This window comes from Halopseudomonas oceani (genome assembly GCF_963677335.1).
GTDB classification, from domain to species: domain Bacteria; phylum Pseudomonadota; class Gammaproteobacteria; order Pseudomonadales; family Pseudomonadaceae; genus Halopseudomonas; species Halopseudomonas oceani.
Genome location: NZ_OY781932.1, coordinates 942224 through 956095, shown reverse-complemented (window position 1 = coordinate 956095; position 13872 = coordinate 942224). Strand labels below are relative to the sequence as shown.

General features: G+C 58.8%; 15 protein-coding genes. 1 reads left to right on the top strand and 14 read right to left on the bottom strand.

The genetic code is table 11. From position 1 onward, the window contains the following. Positions 1-16: 16 nt before the first annotated feature. The 4 genes from ACKPCU_RS04490 to ACKPCU_RS04475 all read right to left on the bottom strand — a co-directional run bounded on the left by ACKPCU_RS04490 (position 17) and on the right by ACKPCU_RS04475 (position 3791). Positions 17-886, bottom strand: a complete 870-nt coding sequence (locus tag ACKPCU_RS04490) for a sugar nucleotide-binding protein (RefSeq protein WP_321350202.1) — start codon at positions 884-886, stop codon at positions 17-19. A gap of 207 nt (positions 887-1093) precedes the next feature. Next, positions 1094-1771: a histidine phosphatase family protein gene (locus tag ACKPCU_RS04485; RefSeq protein WP_321350200.1), complete on the bottom strand. Its 678-nt coding sequence runs from the start codon at positions 1769-1771 to the stop codon at positions 1094-1096. A gap of 134 nt (positions 1772-1905) precedes the next feature. Continuing rightward, positions 1906-2394 (bottom strand): single-stranded DNA-binding protein, encoded by a 489-nt coding sequence (ssb, locus tag ACKPCU_RS04480; RefSeq protein WP_104739458.1) that lies wholly within the window; start codon positions 2392-2394, stop codon positions 1906-1908. Between the two features lie 26 nt (positions 2395-2420). Further along, a complete protein-coding gene (locus tag ACKPCU_RS04475) occupies positions 2421-3791 on the bottom strand; it encodes an MFS transporter (RefSeq protein WP_321350198.1) in 1371 nt (456 codons plus the stop codon). Positions 3792-3942: 151 nt separating this feature from the next. On the opposite strand from ACKPCU_RS04475, the gene uvrA reads away from it, so the two are divergent. Continuing rightward, a complete protein-coding gene (gene uvrA, locus ACKPCU_RS04470) occupies positions 3943-6774 on the top strand; it encodes an excinuclease ABC subunit UvrA (protein WP_104739457.1) in 2832 nt (943 codons plus the stop codon). A 2-nt stretch (positions 6775-6776) separates the two neighbouring features. Here the strand turns inward: uvrA and ACKPCU_RS04465 are convergent, their stop codons facing one another. The 10 genes from ACKPCU_RS04465 to rplO form a co-directional block, all read right to left on the bottom strand. Then, positions 6777-7274: a methyl-accepting chemotaxis protein gene (locus ACKPCU_RS04465; protein WP_321350195.1), complete on the bottom strand. Its 498-nt coding sequence runs from the start codon at positions 7272-7274 to the stop codon at positions 6777-6779. Beyond that, complete coding sequence (locus tag ACKPCU_RS04460) at positions 7219-8736, bottom strand: methyl-accepting chemotaxis protein (protein WP_321350193.1); 1518 nt, start codon at positions 8734-8736, stop codon at positions 7219-7221. The genes ACKPCU_RS04465 and ACKPCU_RS04460 overlap by 56 nt, the downstream gene beginning before the upstream one ends. 230 nt (positions 8737-8966) lie before the next feature. Continuing rightward, positions 8967-9347: a 50S ribosomal protein L17 gene (gene rplQ, locus ACKPCU_RS04455; protein WP_321350191.1), complete on the bottom strand. Its 381-nt coding sequence runs from the start codon at positions 9345-9347 to the stop codon at positions 8967-8969. Between the two features lie 26 nt (positions 9348-9373). After that, positions 9374-10375 (bottom strand): DNA-directed RNA polymerase subunit alpha, encoded by a 1002-nt coding sequence (locus ACKPCU_RS04450; RefSeq protein WP_104739454.1) that lies wholly within the window; start codon positions 10373-10375, stop codon positions 9374-9376. A 27-nt stretch (positions 10376-10402) separates the two neighbouring features. After that, complete coding sequence (gene rpsD / locus ACKPCU_RS04445) at positions 10403-11023, bottom strand: 30S ribosomal protein S4 (protein WP_104739453.1); 621 nt, start codon at positions 11021-11023, stop codon at positions 10403-10405. Positions 11024-11038: 15 nt separating this feature from the next. After that, complete coding sequence (gene rpsK, locus ACKPCU_RS04440; protein WP_083728622.1) at positions 11039-11428, bottom strand: 30S ribosomal protein S11; 390 nt, start codon at positions 11426-11428, stop codon at positions 11039-11041. Between the two features lie 20 nt (positions 11429-11448). Then, the gene (gene rpsM, locus ACKPCU_RS04435) at positions 11449-11805 is read right to left on the bottom strand and encodes a 30S ribosomal protein S13 (RefSeq protein WP_104739452.1); all 357 of its coding nucleotides are present in this window, start codon (positions 11803-11805) and stop codon (positions 11449-11451) included. A 160-nt stretch (positions 11806-11965) separates the two neighbouring features. After that, entirely contained in the window at positions 11966-12082 is a 117-nt protein-coding gene (gene rpmJ, locus ACKPCU_RS04430) for a 50S ribosomal protein L36 (RefSeq protein ID WP_088277373.1), read from the bottom strand. 24 nt (positions 12083-12106) lie between these two features. Then, the gene (gene secY, locus ACKPCU_RS04425) at positions 12107-13435 is read right to left on the bottom strand and encodes a preprotein translocase subunit SecY (RefSeq protein WP_104739451.1); all 1329 of its coding nucleotides are present in this window, start codon (positions 13433-13435) and stop codon (positions 12107-12109) included. Beyond that, positions 13436-13870, bottom strand: a complete 435-nt coding sequence (rplO, locus tag ACKPCU_RS04420) for a 50S ribosomal protein L15 (RefSeq protein ID WP_088277369.1) — start codon at positions 13868-13870, stop codon at positions 13436-13438. Positions 13871-13872: the final 2 nt, after the last annotated feature.

Sequence of the window (13872 nt, the reverse complement as noted above, 5' to 3'; positions counted from 1 at the left end):
TGATCTCAGGGCTTTTTTAATTAAGCAATTCGGGTAGGCCGATACGCCAGGTGCGTGGTTTGATACCAAAGGTGTAGAGCAGCCGGCGTCCGCTGAGTACCGCATTGCGCGGCTCCAGTGCAGCCGCAGGCTGCGTTTCAAAGGCGACCGGCTCGATGCCGGGCTCACGCTCGATCTGTCCGCAGGAAACTAGCTCCTGCGCCAGCGTCCGGGCAAAGCTGATCCAGCTGGCCATTTCACCGCTGGCGTAATGGTAACAACCGTAGAGTTCAGCGGTGCAATCCAGCTGTTTCAGCGCACTCAACACCACTCGCGCGGCATCCGCCACCGTGGTCGGATTGCCCCGCCACTCCTCTGCCAGCACCACTGTCTGCTCACTGCATAACTGGCTGACCAGGCGCTGCAGCATCCCGCCTTCCGAGGCATCCAGAACCCAGCTGAAACGCAGCAGCAGATGACGGCGACAACGCTGCTCAAGCAGGGTGTCAAGCGCAGCCTGCTGCTCACCATGCAGACCAATCGGCTGCAACGGGTCCTTCTCGGTATAAGGCTGTCCCTTGCTGCCATCAAAGACGCGGGTGTTGGACAGCATGCACAGCAACAGGTCACGCTGACTGCACTCGGCAATCAGTTGTTCCGCGAACCGGGTATGCTGCGCCAGCGCCTCGGCGGCAGGCGCCAGCACTTGAAACTGCTGATGGTAAAAAGACAGATCGACAACCGCATCCGGGCTCAAGTATTCAAGCCAACCAGCGATCTCTTCGGGCTGCCACTGCGCGGGCTCATCATCCAGTGTCAGGAATTCGATATCTTCCACTGCCGCCTGCACGTTCAGTGCGCGTCCAAGGAGTGACGACTTGCCCAGCAGCAACACCCGCATCCGCATGCTTTGATGACCCTTACACCTGATTACCCGAGACAGCCTGTATTGTGCAGGCTCGGGTCGATTACGTCACCTGTCGAGTTAGGGGAAGCACTGACTAATTCCACCCATCCTCTGCGAATTGCACCAGTAAAACCGCCGTTCGCCGTCACGCCTTCATTTGCAGCTGTACTGGCAGCCACAGACCGGCGAACGAAGCGGCAACAAACTTCAGGTATAGGTAATCAGATCACGGTGCTGCAGCCCATCCAGGTGCGGGATGCTGTTGAAGCTGCTCAGCCGCATGTTGTGCTGATTGAAAACACACTGAATGATCCCGGTATTGCGCGTCTGCAGATTCAGCTCAACCATGGTGCGGCTGGGCGCCTCAAGCAGCTGACGCACCAGCATGGCAATCGCTCCGCCGGAACTGACTGCCAGAACCTTGCTGCCCTTGAAGTTTTGCACTATGTGCTCTCGCACGGTGAGGATACGGTCTTCGAAGCTGGCCCAGGTTTCTGGCAGATCGCCCTGCAGCGCCCCTTCCGACCAGAGCACGATGCCCTGCTTCAAGCGCTTGAAGAAATCGGCCACGGAGGGTTTTTCCGGCAATGCCTGCTCCGGGTGCTGGGCGAGAAAGGCGTGCAGAATAGAATGAAAGTCGAACTCGTTCAGCTCGGGAAATACCTGAAAATTGGTGGCCTCGATCCCCATCCCCGCGCAAATCCCCTCCGCGGTTTCACGGTGGCGCACCATATCTCCAGTCAGAATATGGTCAAACTGCAGCTGCTGGGTAGCAAAGTACTCGCCCAGCATACGCGCCTGCTGGTGCCCCTTTCCGGAAAGCTGATCGTAGTTGTCGCTGCCAAATGAAGCCTGACCGTGACGAACGAAGTACACCTCTGACATCTTGATACCCTTGTGCTGTAACCCGCAGCCCGGCATCAACAGCGACACAGGAGCTTTCACGAGCCATAAAAAAACCCGGCAGACCGGGGATACCAGGATCCTAGGTCATGCCGGGTCGCGGCGACAGCTACATTCTAGAAAGGAATGTCATCATCAAAGCTGTCGTAATCCGGCGCCGACTGCTGCGGCGCTGCCTGCTGCGGTTGCGCGGCAGCCTGCGGCTGAGCAGCGGGGCGTTGCGGACGGGACTGTCCCATGCCTTGCTCACCACCACCAGCCTGACGGCTGTCCAGCAGCTGCATCTGGCCCCCCATATCAACAACAACCTCGGTGGTGTAACGCTTGACGCCATCCTTTTCCCACTCACGGGTCTGCAGGCGACCTTCGACGTAGAGCTTGGAGCCCTTACGCGCGTACTCGCCAACCACCTCGGCGATACGACCAAAGAACACCACGCGGTGCCATTCGGTACGCTCCTGCATCTGGCCGGTCTGTTTGTCTTTCCAGCTGTCTGAGGTCGCCAGAGTGACGTTGGCGACTGCATTGCCGTTGGGCAGGTAGCGCACTTCCGGATCACCACCGACATTACCGATCAAAATTACCTTGTTGACGCCTCTGGCCATTCCACTCTCCTGATATGCCTGGGTGATCAAACGGGTGCTGCGACCCGGTCCAACGCCTCACGATCCAGCAATTTGCTGTCAACTTTCAAGTAGGCGGCCGCTTCGTCGGCAACAATCACGACGTCGGTCACACCTGCAACAGCAAGCAGGCTGGCGGCCAGGCCGGCGTCCTGCACCCGATCGGGGGACACGGCCAGCCGATAGCTGGTTACGTAAGGCGGTTCGCGCATGGTAACACCAATAGCCAGCCACGACAGCGCCAGCAGCCCGCATCCGACGAATACCCCGCCAAGCCCGAAATGGGCAAACAGCCAGCCGCCAAACATGCCGCCCAGCGCGGCACCGGCAAACTGGCTGGTGGAGTACACCCCCATGGCCGTGCCCTTGCCGCCGGCCGGTGCAATCTTGCTCAACAGCGAGGGCAGCGTCGCCTCCAGCAGATTGAAGCCGACAAAAAAGAGAATGATGCAGGTTACCAGCCAGGGCAGCGAATGCTCAGTCAACCAGAACAGCGGCTGCACCAGGGCCAACAGCGCAACGGCACCGAGCAACACCCGTTTCATCTGACGTTGGCGCTCAGCATAGATGATGAACGGCACCATACCGAAAAACGACAGCAGCAGTGCCGCCAGGTAGACCCACCAGTGCTCTTCCTTGGGCAAACCGGCCTCTCGTGCCAACGCCAGAGGAATAGCCAGAAAGGTTGCCATCAGGATCGCGTGCAAACAGGCAATGCCGTAGTTCAGACGCAACAGTTCGGGGTTACTGATTGCCGGCCAGAGCGCACCGCCAACGATGCCTGCATCCCGGTGACGCTGGGTTTGTTGCGGTGTAGGCACCACCAGCAATACGAGCGCAATGCCAACCAGTGCCAGCACCGATGTGGACATGAACACACCACCCAGCCCGGCCAGCCGCGCCACGACAGGGCCCGCTACCATCGCCACGGCGAACGCGAGGCCAATACTCATGCCGATCATCGCCATGGCCTTGGTCCGATGCTGCTCGCGAGTGGAGTCGGCTACCAGCGCCATGACCGCCGCGGCAATGGCGCCCGCCCCCTGCAAAATACGGCCGGCAATGACCTGCTGAATGCTATCGGCGCCGGCTGCGAGCAAGCCACCGGCAGCAAACAGAAGCAGACCGACAACAATAACCGGCTTGCGTCCGACCCGATCCGACAACATGCCAAAAGGGATTTGCAGAAACGCCTGGGTCAGACCGTAGGCACCAATTGCCATGCCGATCAGCAGCGGGGTGGCACCCTCCAGTTGCTGACCATAGGTGGCCAGCACCGGCAGCACCATGAACAACCCCAGCATGCGGAAGGCAAAGACCAACGCCAGCGATACCGAGGCACGGCGTTCCTGCGGACTCATTGAGTCGACCTGATGCATGACAGCTCCGGGTAAAAGCGCGGATTTTATCACGCCTTTCTAATAACCGGGACGACCATCCGGACAGAGCGTATCGCCCCCCACAACTTTGCCGCCGGGCCTGCGCAGCACGTATACTTGTCTGCTTTGTCGGCTGCGAGGTGAGAGTACTGTGGATACCATCCAGATACGTGGTGCGCGCACGCACAACCTGAAGAACGTCGACCTTGATCTGCCGCGCGACAAGCTAATCGTGATCACTGGCCTGTCCGGCTCCGGCAAATCGTCACTGGCTTTCGATACGCTCTACGCGGAGGGTCAACGCCGCTATGTCGAGTCGCTGTCGGCCTACGCGCGGCAATTTCTGTCGATGATGGAAAAGCCCGATGTAGACCACATCGAAGGCCTCTCCCCGGCAATCTCGATCGAACAGAAGTCCACCTCGCACAACCCGCGCTCCACTGTTGGCACCATCACCGAAATATACGACTACCTGCGCCTGCTGTTCGCCCGCGTCGGCACCCCCATGTGTCCGGACCACAATTTGCCGCTGGCCGCCCAGACCATCAGCCAGATGGTTGACCAGGTTCTGGCTCTACCCGAAGGCAGCAAGCTGATGCTGCTGGCACCGGTCATGCGTGAGCGCAAGGGTGAGCACCTGGCGCTGATCGAGGAACTGCGTGCCCAGGGTTTCGTCCGCGCCCGCATCGACGGCCGCATCCATGAGCTGGACGAAGCGCCGGCACTGGACAAGAAGCGCAAGCACACAATCGAAGTGGTGGTTGACCGCTTCAAGGTCCGCGCGGACCTGCAACAACGGCTGGCCGAGTCATTCGAGACCGCCATCGGGTTGGCGGACGGCATTGCCATTGTCGCCCCCATGGACGGTGAGGATGGTGAAGAAATCACCTTCAGCGCCCGGTTTGCCTGCCCGGAATGCGGCCACTCGATCAGCGAGCTCGAGCCGCGCCTGTTTTCCTTCAACAATCCGGCCGGGGCCTGTCCCGGCTGCGACGGCCTCGGCGTAAAACAGTTCTTTGACGCCCGTCGCCTGGTTAACGGCGAGCTGACCCTTGCCGAAGGCGCTATCCGCGGCTGGGACCGCCGCAACGTCTACTATTTTCAGATGCTCAGCTCACTGGCCGAGCACTACGGTATCGACCTCGACCAACCGTTTGAGAAGCTGCAGGAGCCACACCGCAAGCTGATCCTGAGCGGTACAGGTAAGGACAACGTGCCCTTCCGCTACCTCAACGATCGTGGTGACGTGGTCCGTCGCGAGCACCCCTTCGAAGGCATTCTGCCAAATCTGGAGCGCCGCTACCGCGAAACCGAATCACAGAGCGTACGCGAGGAGCTGGCCAAGTACCTGAGCACCCAGCCGTGCCCGGACTGCCACGGTACCCGTCTGCGCCGCGAGGCCCGCCACGTGATGATTGATGGGCGCAACCTGCCCGGCGTCACCACGCTGCCCGTTGGCAGTGCCGCCGAGTACTTCGAACAGCTCACGCTCGACGGCAGTCGCGGCGAGATTGCGGAGAAAATCCTCAAGGAAATCCGTGCTCGTCTGATGTTTCTGGTCAACGTTGGCCTCGACTATCTGACCCTGGATCGTAGCGCCGACACCCTCTCCGGCGGCGAAGCCCAGCGGATCCGTCTGGCCAGCCAGATCGGCGCGGGCCTGGTGGGCGTGATGTACATCCTCGACGAACCTTCCATCGGCTTGCACCAGCGTGACAACGAGCGGCTACTCGCCACCCTGGTACACCTGCGCGATCTGGGCAACACCGTTATCGTTGTCGAGCATGACGAAGACGCTATTCGCCTTGCCGACTACGTCGTCGATATCGGCCCTGGCGCCGGCGTTCACGGCGGCCAGGTGGTTTCCCATGGCACGCCACAGGAGGTGATGGATGATCCGGCCTCGCTGACCGGCAAGTATCTGTCCGGCAAGGTAAAAATTGCCGTTCCGGCGGAACGCACACCACTGCGCAAGGATTGGCTGCGCCTCAAGGGTGCCTGTGGCAACAACCTGCAGAAGGTCAACCTGGACATACCGGTCGGACTACTGACCTGTGTGACCGGCGTGTCCGGCTCGGGAAAATCGACACTGATAAACAACACCCTGTTCCCGATCACCGCCACAGCCCTGAACGGAGCGACCACACTGGAGACCGCGCCCTATGGCAGCTTCGACGGGCTCCAGCATCTCGACAAGGTTGTCGACATTGACCAAAGCCCGATCGGCCGCACCCCGCGCTCGAACCCGGCAACCTACACCGGCCTGTTCACCCCGATCCGCGAACTGTTCGCCGGCACCCAGGAAGCCCGTTCGCGCGGGTACAAGGCCGGGCGCTTTTCGTTCAACGTCAAGGGCGGGCGCTGCGAGGCCTGTCAGGGCGACGGCCTGATCAAGGTAGAAATGCACTTCCTGCCGGATATCTACGTGCCTTGCGACGTCTGCAAAAGCAAGCGTTACAACCGCGAAACCCTGGAGATCAAATACAAGGGCAAGAACATCCACGAAGTGCTGGAGATGACCATCGAGGAAGCGCGCGAATTCTTCGATCCGGTTCCCGCTCTTGCCCGCAAACTGCAGACCCTGATCGACGTCGGACTTTCCTATATCCGCCTTGGGCAATCCGCCACCACGCTGTCCGGTGGTGAAGCCCAGCGGGTCAAACTAGCCCGCGAACTGTCCAAGCGCGACACCGGCAAGACCCTGTACATTCTGGACGAACCAACCACGGGTCTGCACTTCGCTGATATCCAGCAACTGCTGGACGTGCTGCACCGTCTACGCGATCACGGCAACACCGTGGTGGTTATCGAGCACAACCTCGATGTAATCAAGACCGCCGACTGGATTGTCGACCTGGGCCCGGAGGGCGGCTCGCGCGGTGGCCAGATCATTGCCGCCGGCACACCTGAGCAGATCGCCGCCGAACCGGCGTCACATACCGGCCGCTTCCTAGGACCGCTGCTGGAGCGGGACCGCGCCTGAACCTATAGCTGGAAGTGTGCGACCAGCTCCAGCTGACTGCCCGCCATCAGCTGCAGCCGCTGGCCGCAGTCGCGGGTGTGAGCAGCTGTATCACGGTTTTCACCCATCATATCCTGCAGTTGATGCATATGCTGGTTCACTTCCGCCGTAGTCGTTGCCTGCTGTTCCGCCGCAGTTGCTATCTGAAACGCCAGGCTTTGAACTGAATGCAGTGCCCCATCCAGATCGCCAAGACGGTCAAGCACGCGCTGGGTTTCCTGCTCGAGAGACTGCGCCTGCGATGACGCCTGTTGCATGCGGCCCAATGCCTGCAGCGATGACTGGTCCAGCGCCCCAACGATGGCAACCACCTCTTCAGTCGCAGTCCGGGTGCGCAACGCGAGCTGGCGTACCTCGTCGGCAACCACTGCGAATCCGCGTCCCTGCTCGCCTGCTCGGGCAGCCTCAATCGCTGCGTTGAGCGCAAGCAGATTGGTCTGCTCCGCAATCCCGTTGATCACCTGCAAAACCGCACTGATCTGCCGGCTGTCGTCCGCCAGGGTATGCACCACGGCGTCTGCGCCTCGCAGCCCCCCCGAGCAATTGATCCTGGCGCCCGATCATGTCCTTCAACGTGTTCTGCATCGCGCCGAATACCTCGCGGGCACCGGCAGTGCTTTCGGCGCTAGCGGCTGCGGAGCTGGCAATCTCCTGCACCGTCGCCGACATTTCGTCCACTGCGGTAACCACCATTTCTACCGCCTGCTGCTGTTGCCACAGTCGGGCACTCGTGCGCCCAGCAGCATCAAGAATGTCATCACTGGCGCCCCCTACAGCCTCGCTGGAAGCACGCAGTTGCTGAACCACTTCGCGCCAGGCTGTCGCCATATCATGCAGGGCCTGCAACAGACCGCCCGACCGCACTGGACCACCAGCCGAATGAAGCTCCCCCTGTGCAAGGCTCTTGGCAAGGCCGACCATCTCCACCGGCTCGCCACCCAGCGGGCGCATAACGCTACGGCTGACCAGCAAGGTTGCCAGGATCACCGCAACAACAGTCGCGATCCCCAGCAGCAAAACCTGCCACATCAGGGCACGAACCGGTGCGTATGCCTGGCTGGCATCAACTTCCGCGATCAGCGCCCAACGCTGGCCATCAAACTCAAGCGGTGCGTATGCCTTCAACGCCAGCGCACCATCCAGCCCCGGCTCGCTTACACGTCCCGCCTCTCCCGCCATGGCTCTCGAGACGGCCGCGCCGGCAACAAGCTCGCCGCCGTCTCCGGCGCGAGCAACGCGCATACCTGAAAAGCGAACCGAATCGGACCGCAGCCGCCCATCGCCGCCGACTAGATAGGTCTCCCCCTTTTCGCCCAATCCCTGGCGGGAGTGCATCAACGCGTTCAACGAATCGAGCGGCAGCTCGAGCACCAACAGCGCCTGCAACTGATCCCCCGTCCCGACCGGTGCAATCAGATACTGAGTAGGTTCACCGCTGACCGGGTCGGTAACGAGGTCACTGATATGTATTTGCCGGTCGGACAGCCCCGACGTAACGGCCCGACCCAGGGGCGTAGTCGCCCACTCGGAGCCGGTCAGCAGCGCTTGATAGTCTGCGCCACGCGCGACACTGAAGAACACCAAGCCATCCGGGCTGACAAGCTTCAGATCACGGTACCCATAGGTATCGATAAAATACTCGAATGTCGGCTTGTCATAACTGCTGGCACTGACCAGAGAAACCGCGTCCAGCCCCAGATAGCTGTTACTCAGCGTCCGACTCAAGGTGTCGAGCTGATTGCGGCGCTCATCCCAGCCGGCTTGCAGTTGATGCTGCTTGATACTGGCAACCGCCTGCAACGTATTAAGCGTCTGGTCGCGTAACGCGGCGCTGGCCTGCGAGTACACCGTCGCCGCCATTACCATTACAGGTACCAGCCCGATGATCAGGTAGGTCATTGCCAACTTGAAACGCAGGGACATGATATGCCGCTCCACAAGGATGAACTCTGGGGAACAACAAGCAAAAATCGTGCAACTTTATTTACAGGGCGTAAAACATACTAAACTTCCGACTTTTGCCTGCGCCCTTGCATGAACCTGCTCAGCCGAAGCACCAATAGCGCGCATTCGGAGCTCTCGTGGTGCAATGAGCGACGAACTGCAGGCACAAAAAAACCGGCCTGAGCCGGTTTTTTTGTAGAGTCTGATACTTACTCTTCAGCTGCTGCCGCTTCAGGGCGGTCAACCAGCTCAACGTAAGCCATCGGGGCTGCATCGCCAGCGCGGAAACCGCACTTGAGGATGCGAACGTAGCCGCCCGGGCGGGTTGCATAACGCTTGCCCAGATCGTTGAACAGTTTGCCGACCGCAGACTTGCTGCGAGTACGGTCAAATGCCAGACGACGGTTGGCAACGGTGTCTTCCTTGGCCAGGGTGATCAGCGGCTCGGCAACGCGACGCAGCTCCTTGGCTTTCGGCAGAGTAGTTTTGATCAGTTCGTTCTCGAACAGCGACACTGCCATGTTCTGGAACATGGCCTTACGGTGTGCGCTGGTCCGACTCAGGTGACGACCACTTTTACGATGACGCATCTCTCAATTCCTCGGTGTCGAGACGATCAGGCCGAAACCTTATCGTCCTTCTTCAAGCTTGCAGGCGGCCAGTTGTCCAGACGCATACCCAGAGACAGACCACGAGAGGCCAGAACGTCTTTGATCTCGGTCAGAGACTTCTTGCCCAGGTTCGGGGTCTTCAGCAGCTCTACTTCGGTACGCTGGATCAGATCGCCAATGTAATAGATATTTTCAGCCTTCAGGCAGTTGGCCGAACGGACAGTCAGCTCAAGATCATCCACCGGGCGCAGCAGGATGGGGTCGATCTCATCTTCCTGCTGCTCTACCACCGGCTCCTGGTCGCCCTTCAGATCAACGAAGGCAGCCAGTTGCTGCTGGAGAATGGTTGCAGCGCGACGAATCGCCTCTTCCGGATCCAGGGTGCCGTTGGTCTCGAGATCGATGACCAGCTTATCCAGGTTGGTACGCTGCTCGACACGCGCACTCTCTACCACGTACGCAACGCGGCGTACGGGAGTGTAAGTGGCGTCCAGCTGCAACCGACCGATAGAGCGCGTCTCGTCCTCATCGGACTGGCGCGCGTCGGCCGGCTCATAACCACGACCACGAGCTACGGTGAGCTTCATGTTCAGTTCGCCATTGTCGGACAGCGTGGCGATCACGTGTTCCGGGTTGACGATTTCGACTTCGTGGTCCAGCTGAATGTCGGCGGCAGTAACAACACCCGGGCCTTTCTTGGAAAGGTTCAGGGTTACCTGATCGCGACCGTGCATATTGATCGCCAACCCTTTCAGGTTGAGCAGGATCTCGATGACGTCTTCCTGAACGCCTTCGATGGCGCTGTATTCGTGCAACACGCCGTCGATTTCGGCCTCTACCACGGCACAGCCGGGCATGGACGAGAGCAAAATGCGACGTAGCGCATTGCCCAGGGTGTGACCGAAACCACGCTCCAACGGCTCAAGAGTGATCTTGGCGCGCGTGGGTGAAGTTTCCTGAACGTCAATGTGACGCGGTGTTAGAAACTCGGTAACCGAACTCTGCATGTGGGGCACCTTTATGCTGTCTGTCGCTTACTTGGAGTACAGCTCGACGATCAGGTTTTCGTTGATGTCGGCGTACAGGTCGCTGCGTGCAGGCAGGGCTTTGAAGACACCTTCTTTCTTGCCGGCGTCTACATCTACCCACTCCGCACCACCGCGTTGAGCAGCCTGCTCCAGTGCGCTGTTGATGCGCAGCTGGTTCTTGGCTTTTTCACGGACAGCAACTACGTCACCCGGGGAAACCAGGTAGGACGCGATATTGACAGTCTTGCCATTAACACTGATGGACTTGTGGGATACCAGCTGACGTGCTTCAGCGCGAGTAGCACCGAAACCCATGCGGTAAACAACGTTGTCCAGACGACGCTCGAGCAGTTGCAGCAGGTTCTCACCGGTAGCGCCTTTCAGACGGGCAGCTTCCTTGTAATAGTTGCGGAACTGACGCTCAAGAACGCCATACATACGACGGACTTTCTGCTTCTCGCGCAGCTGAGTACCGTATTCTGAAAGACGACCGCGGCGCTGACCGTGAACACCCGGAGGGGTTTCCAGTTTGCACTTGGAGTCGAGAGCGCGCACGCCGCTTTTCAGGAACAGGTCAGTACCTTCGCGACGAGACAGCTTGCACTTGGGACCAATATAACGAGCCATTTTACCGTCTCCTGATTAAACGCGACGCTTCTTGGGCGGGCGGCAGCCGTTGTGGGGAATAGGGGTGACATCGGTGATGCTGCTGATCTTGTAACCACAAGAATTCAGTGCACGAACTGCCGACTCACGACCTGGGCCGGGGCCTTTAACGCAAACGTCGAGGTTCTTCAGGCCATACTCAAGAGCAGCCTGACCGGCGCGCTCAGCAGCTACCTGGGCAGCGAACGGAGTGCTCTTACGGGAACCACGGAAGCCGGAGCCGCCAGAAGTTGCCCAGCTCAGGGCGTTACCCTGACGGTCAGTGATGGTGATGATGGTGTTATTGAAAGACGCGTGGATGTGGGCGACCCCATCAACGACCGTCTTTTTTACTTTTTTACGTACACGAGCAGCTGGCTTAGCCATATCTGTAGATTCCCTCGCAATTACTTACGGATCGGCTTGCGCGGACCCTTACGGGTGCGGGCATTGGTCTTGGTGCGCTGACCGCGGACCGGCAGGCCACGACGGTGACGCAGGCCACGATAGCAGCCGAGATCCATGAGGCGCTTGACGTTCATATTGATCGCGCGGCGCAGATCGCCTTCAGTGGTGCTCTTGGCGACTTCATTACGCAGGGTATCAATCTGCTCTTCGTTCAGATCCTTGATCTTGACACTGGGCTCAATGCCAGTGGCGGCACAGATCTGTTGTGCCTTGGTCTGACCAATACCAAAGATATAGGTCAGAGAGATAACAGTGTGCTTGTTATCCGGGATGTTGACGCCTGCAATACGGGCCATCCAATTTACTCCGTCTGACAGCTACCTGACTCAACCCAAAGAGGTTGCTCGAAAAAGGGTGCAGTAGGGTAGCGCTAACAAAAACAAAATTCAACCACCTGACCAAAATTTGGCCAGGTGGCGGTTATCCTGAGACGTAGTCTTAATTCAGAACCGGGAATTAACCCTGGCGCTGCTTATGACGGGGCTCAGCACTGCAAATTACACGTACGCAACCGTTGCGACGGATAACCTTGCAGTTACGGCAAAGCTTCTTAACTGATGCTGCAACTTTCATAGCCGACTCCTATAACCCGAATACTCAGCGGAGCATGCCGCTGCCGTAACCCTTCAGGTTAGATTTCTTCAAAAGAGACTCGTACTGCTGAGAAACGAGGTGCGATTGTACTTGGGACATGAAGTCCATAACAACCACTACGACGATCAGCAGCGAAGTCCCACCCAGATAGAAGGGCACATTCGCCGATACCACCAGAAACTGCGGCAGCAAGCAGACCGCGGTCATGTACAGAGCACCGAACAAAGTGAGACGAGTCAGCACGCTATCAATGTAACGAGCCGATTGCTCACCGGGGCGGATACCCGGAATGAACGCACCGGACTTCTTGAGATTTTCCGCAACATCCTTCGGGTTGAACATCAACGCTGTATAGAAGAAGCAGAAGAAGATGATCCCTGCACTAAACAGAATGATATTCAGCGGCTTACCCGGCCCAATAGCCTGAGCCAGAGTCTGCAGCCATTCCATGTTGTCACCCTGGGCAAACCAGGTACCCAGCGACGCCGGGAACAACAGAATACTGCTGGCAAAGATCGCCGGAATCACACCTGCCATGTTGACCTTGAGGGGCAAATGACTGGTCTGAGCGGCAAATACCTTGCGACCTTGCTGACGCTTGGCATAGTTGACCGTAATTCTGCGCTGGCCACGCTCGACGAAAACGACGAACGCGATCATGGCAATGGCCACCAGACCAACACCAATTAGCGCAAAAATGTTGATGGTACCCAAACGGGCACCTTCGAAGGACTGACCAATGGCTGCTGGTAGACCGGCGACAATACCGGCAAAAATCAGCATCGAGATGCCGTTGCCGACACCCCGCTCGGTGATCTGCTCACCAAGCCACATCATGAACATCGCGCCAGCGACAAACGTGGTAACAGCAACAAAATAGAAGCTGAAACCGGTGTCAAACGCAACGCCCTGACTGGCCAGGCCAACGGACATACCGATGGCTTGTACGCATGCCAGCACCAGCGTTAGATAACGCGTGTACTGACTAATCTTCCGGCGTCCGGACTCCCCTTCCTTCTTCAACTGCTCAAGCGACGGCGTTACCGCGGTCATCAGCTGCATGATGATGGATGCAGAGATGTACGGCATGATGCCCAGAGCGAAGATACTCATCCGCTCCAAGGCACCGCCGGAGAACATGTTGAACAGGCTAAGGATCGTCTCTGAATTCTGATTGAACAGATCGGCCAGACGATCAGGGTTTATCCCGGGAACCGGAATATGCGCCCCGATACGGTAAACGATGATCGCGAGGAACAGAAAGCGCAGGCGCCCCCAGAGTTCACTCAAGCCACCTTGATTCATTCCAGAAAGAGCGCCTTGCTTAGCCATTTAGTCCTCGATCTTGCCACCAGCTGCTTCGATCGCTGCACGAGCACCTTTGGTGACGGCCAGACCCTTGACGGTAACCGCTTTGGTTACGTCGCCGGACAGCACGATCTTGGCTCGTACAAACTTGTTGCCAATTACGTTGGCATCTTTCAGCGCCTGCAGGTCGATGACCTCAGCGTCAACTGCGTTCAGTTCGCTAGTGCGAATCTCAGCAGTGACCATAGCCAGTTTGGAAGTGAAGCCAAACTTCGGCAGACGACGGTGCAGCGGCTGCTGACCACCCTCGAAACCGGGGGCAACAGTGCCACCGGAACGCGAGGTCAGACCCTTGTGACCGCGGCCAGCGGTCTTACCCAGACCGCTACCGATACCACGACCGACGCGCAGCTTTTCACGGCGTGCACCCGGTGCGGAACGCAGATCATTCAGTTTCATGT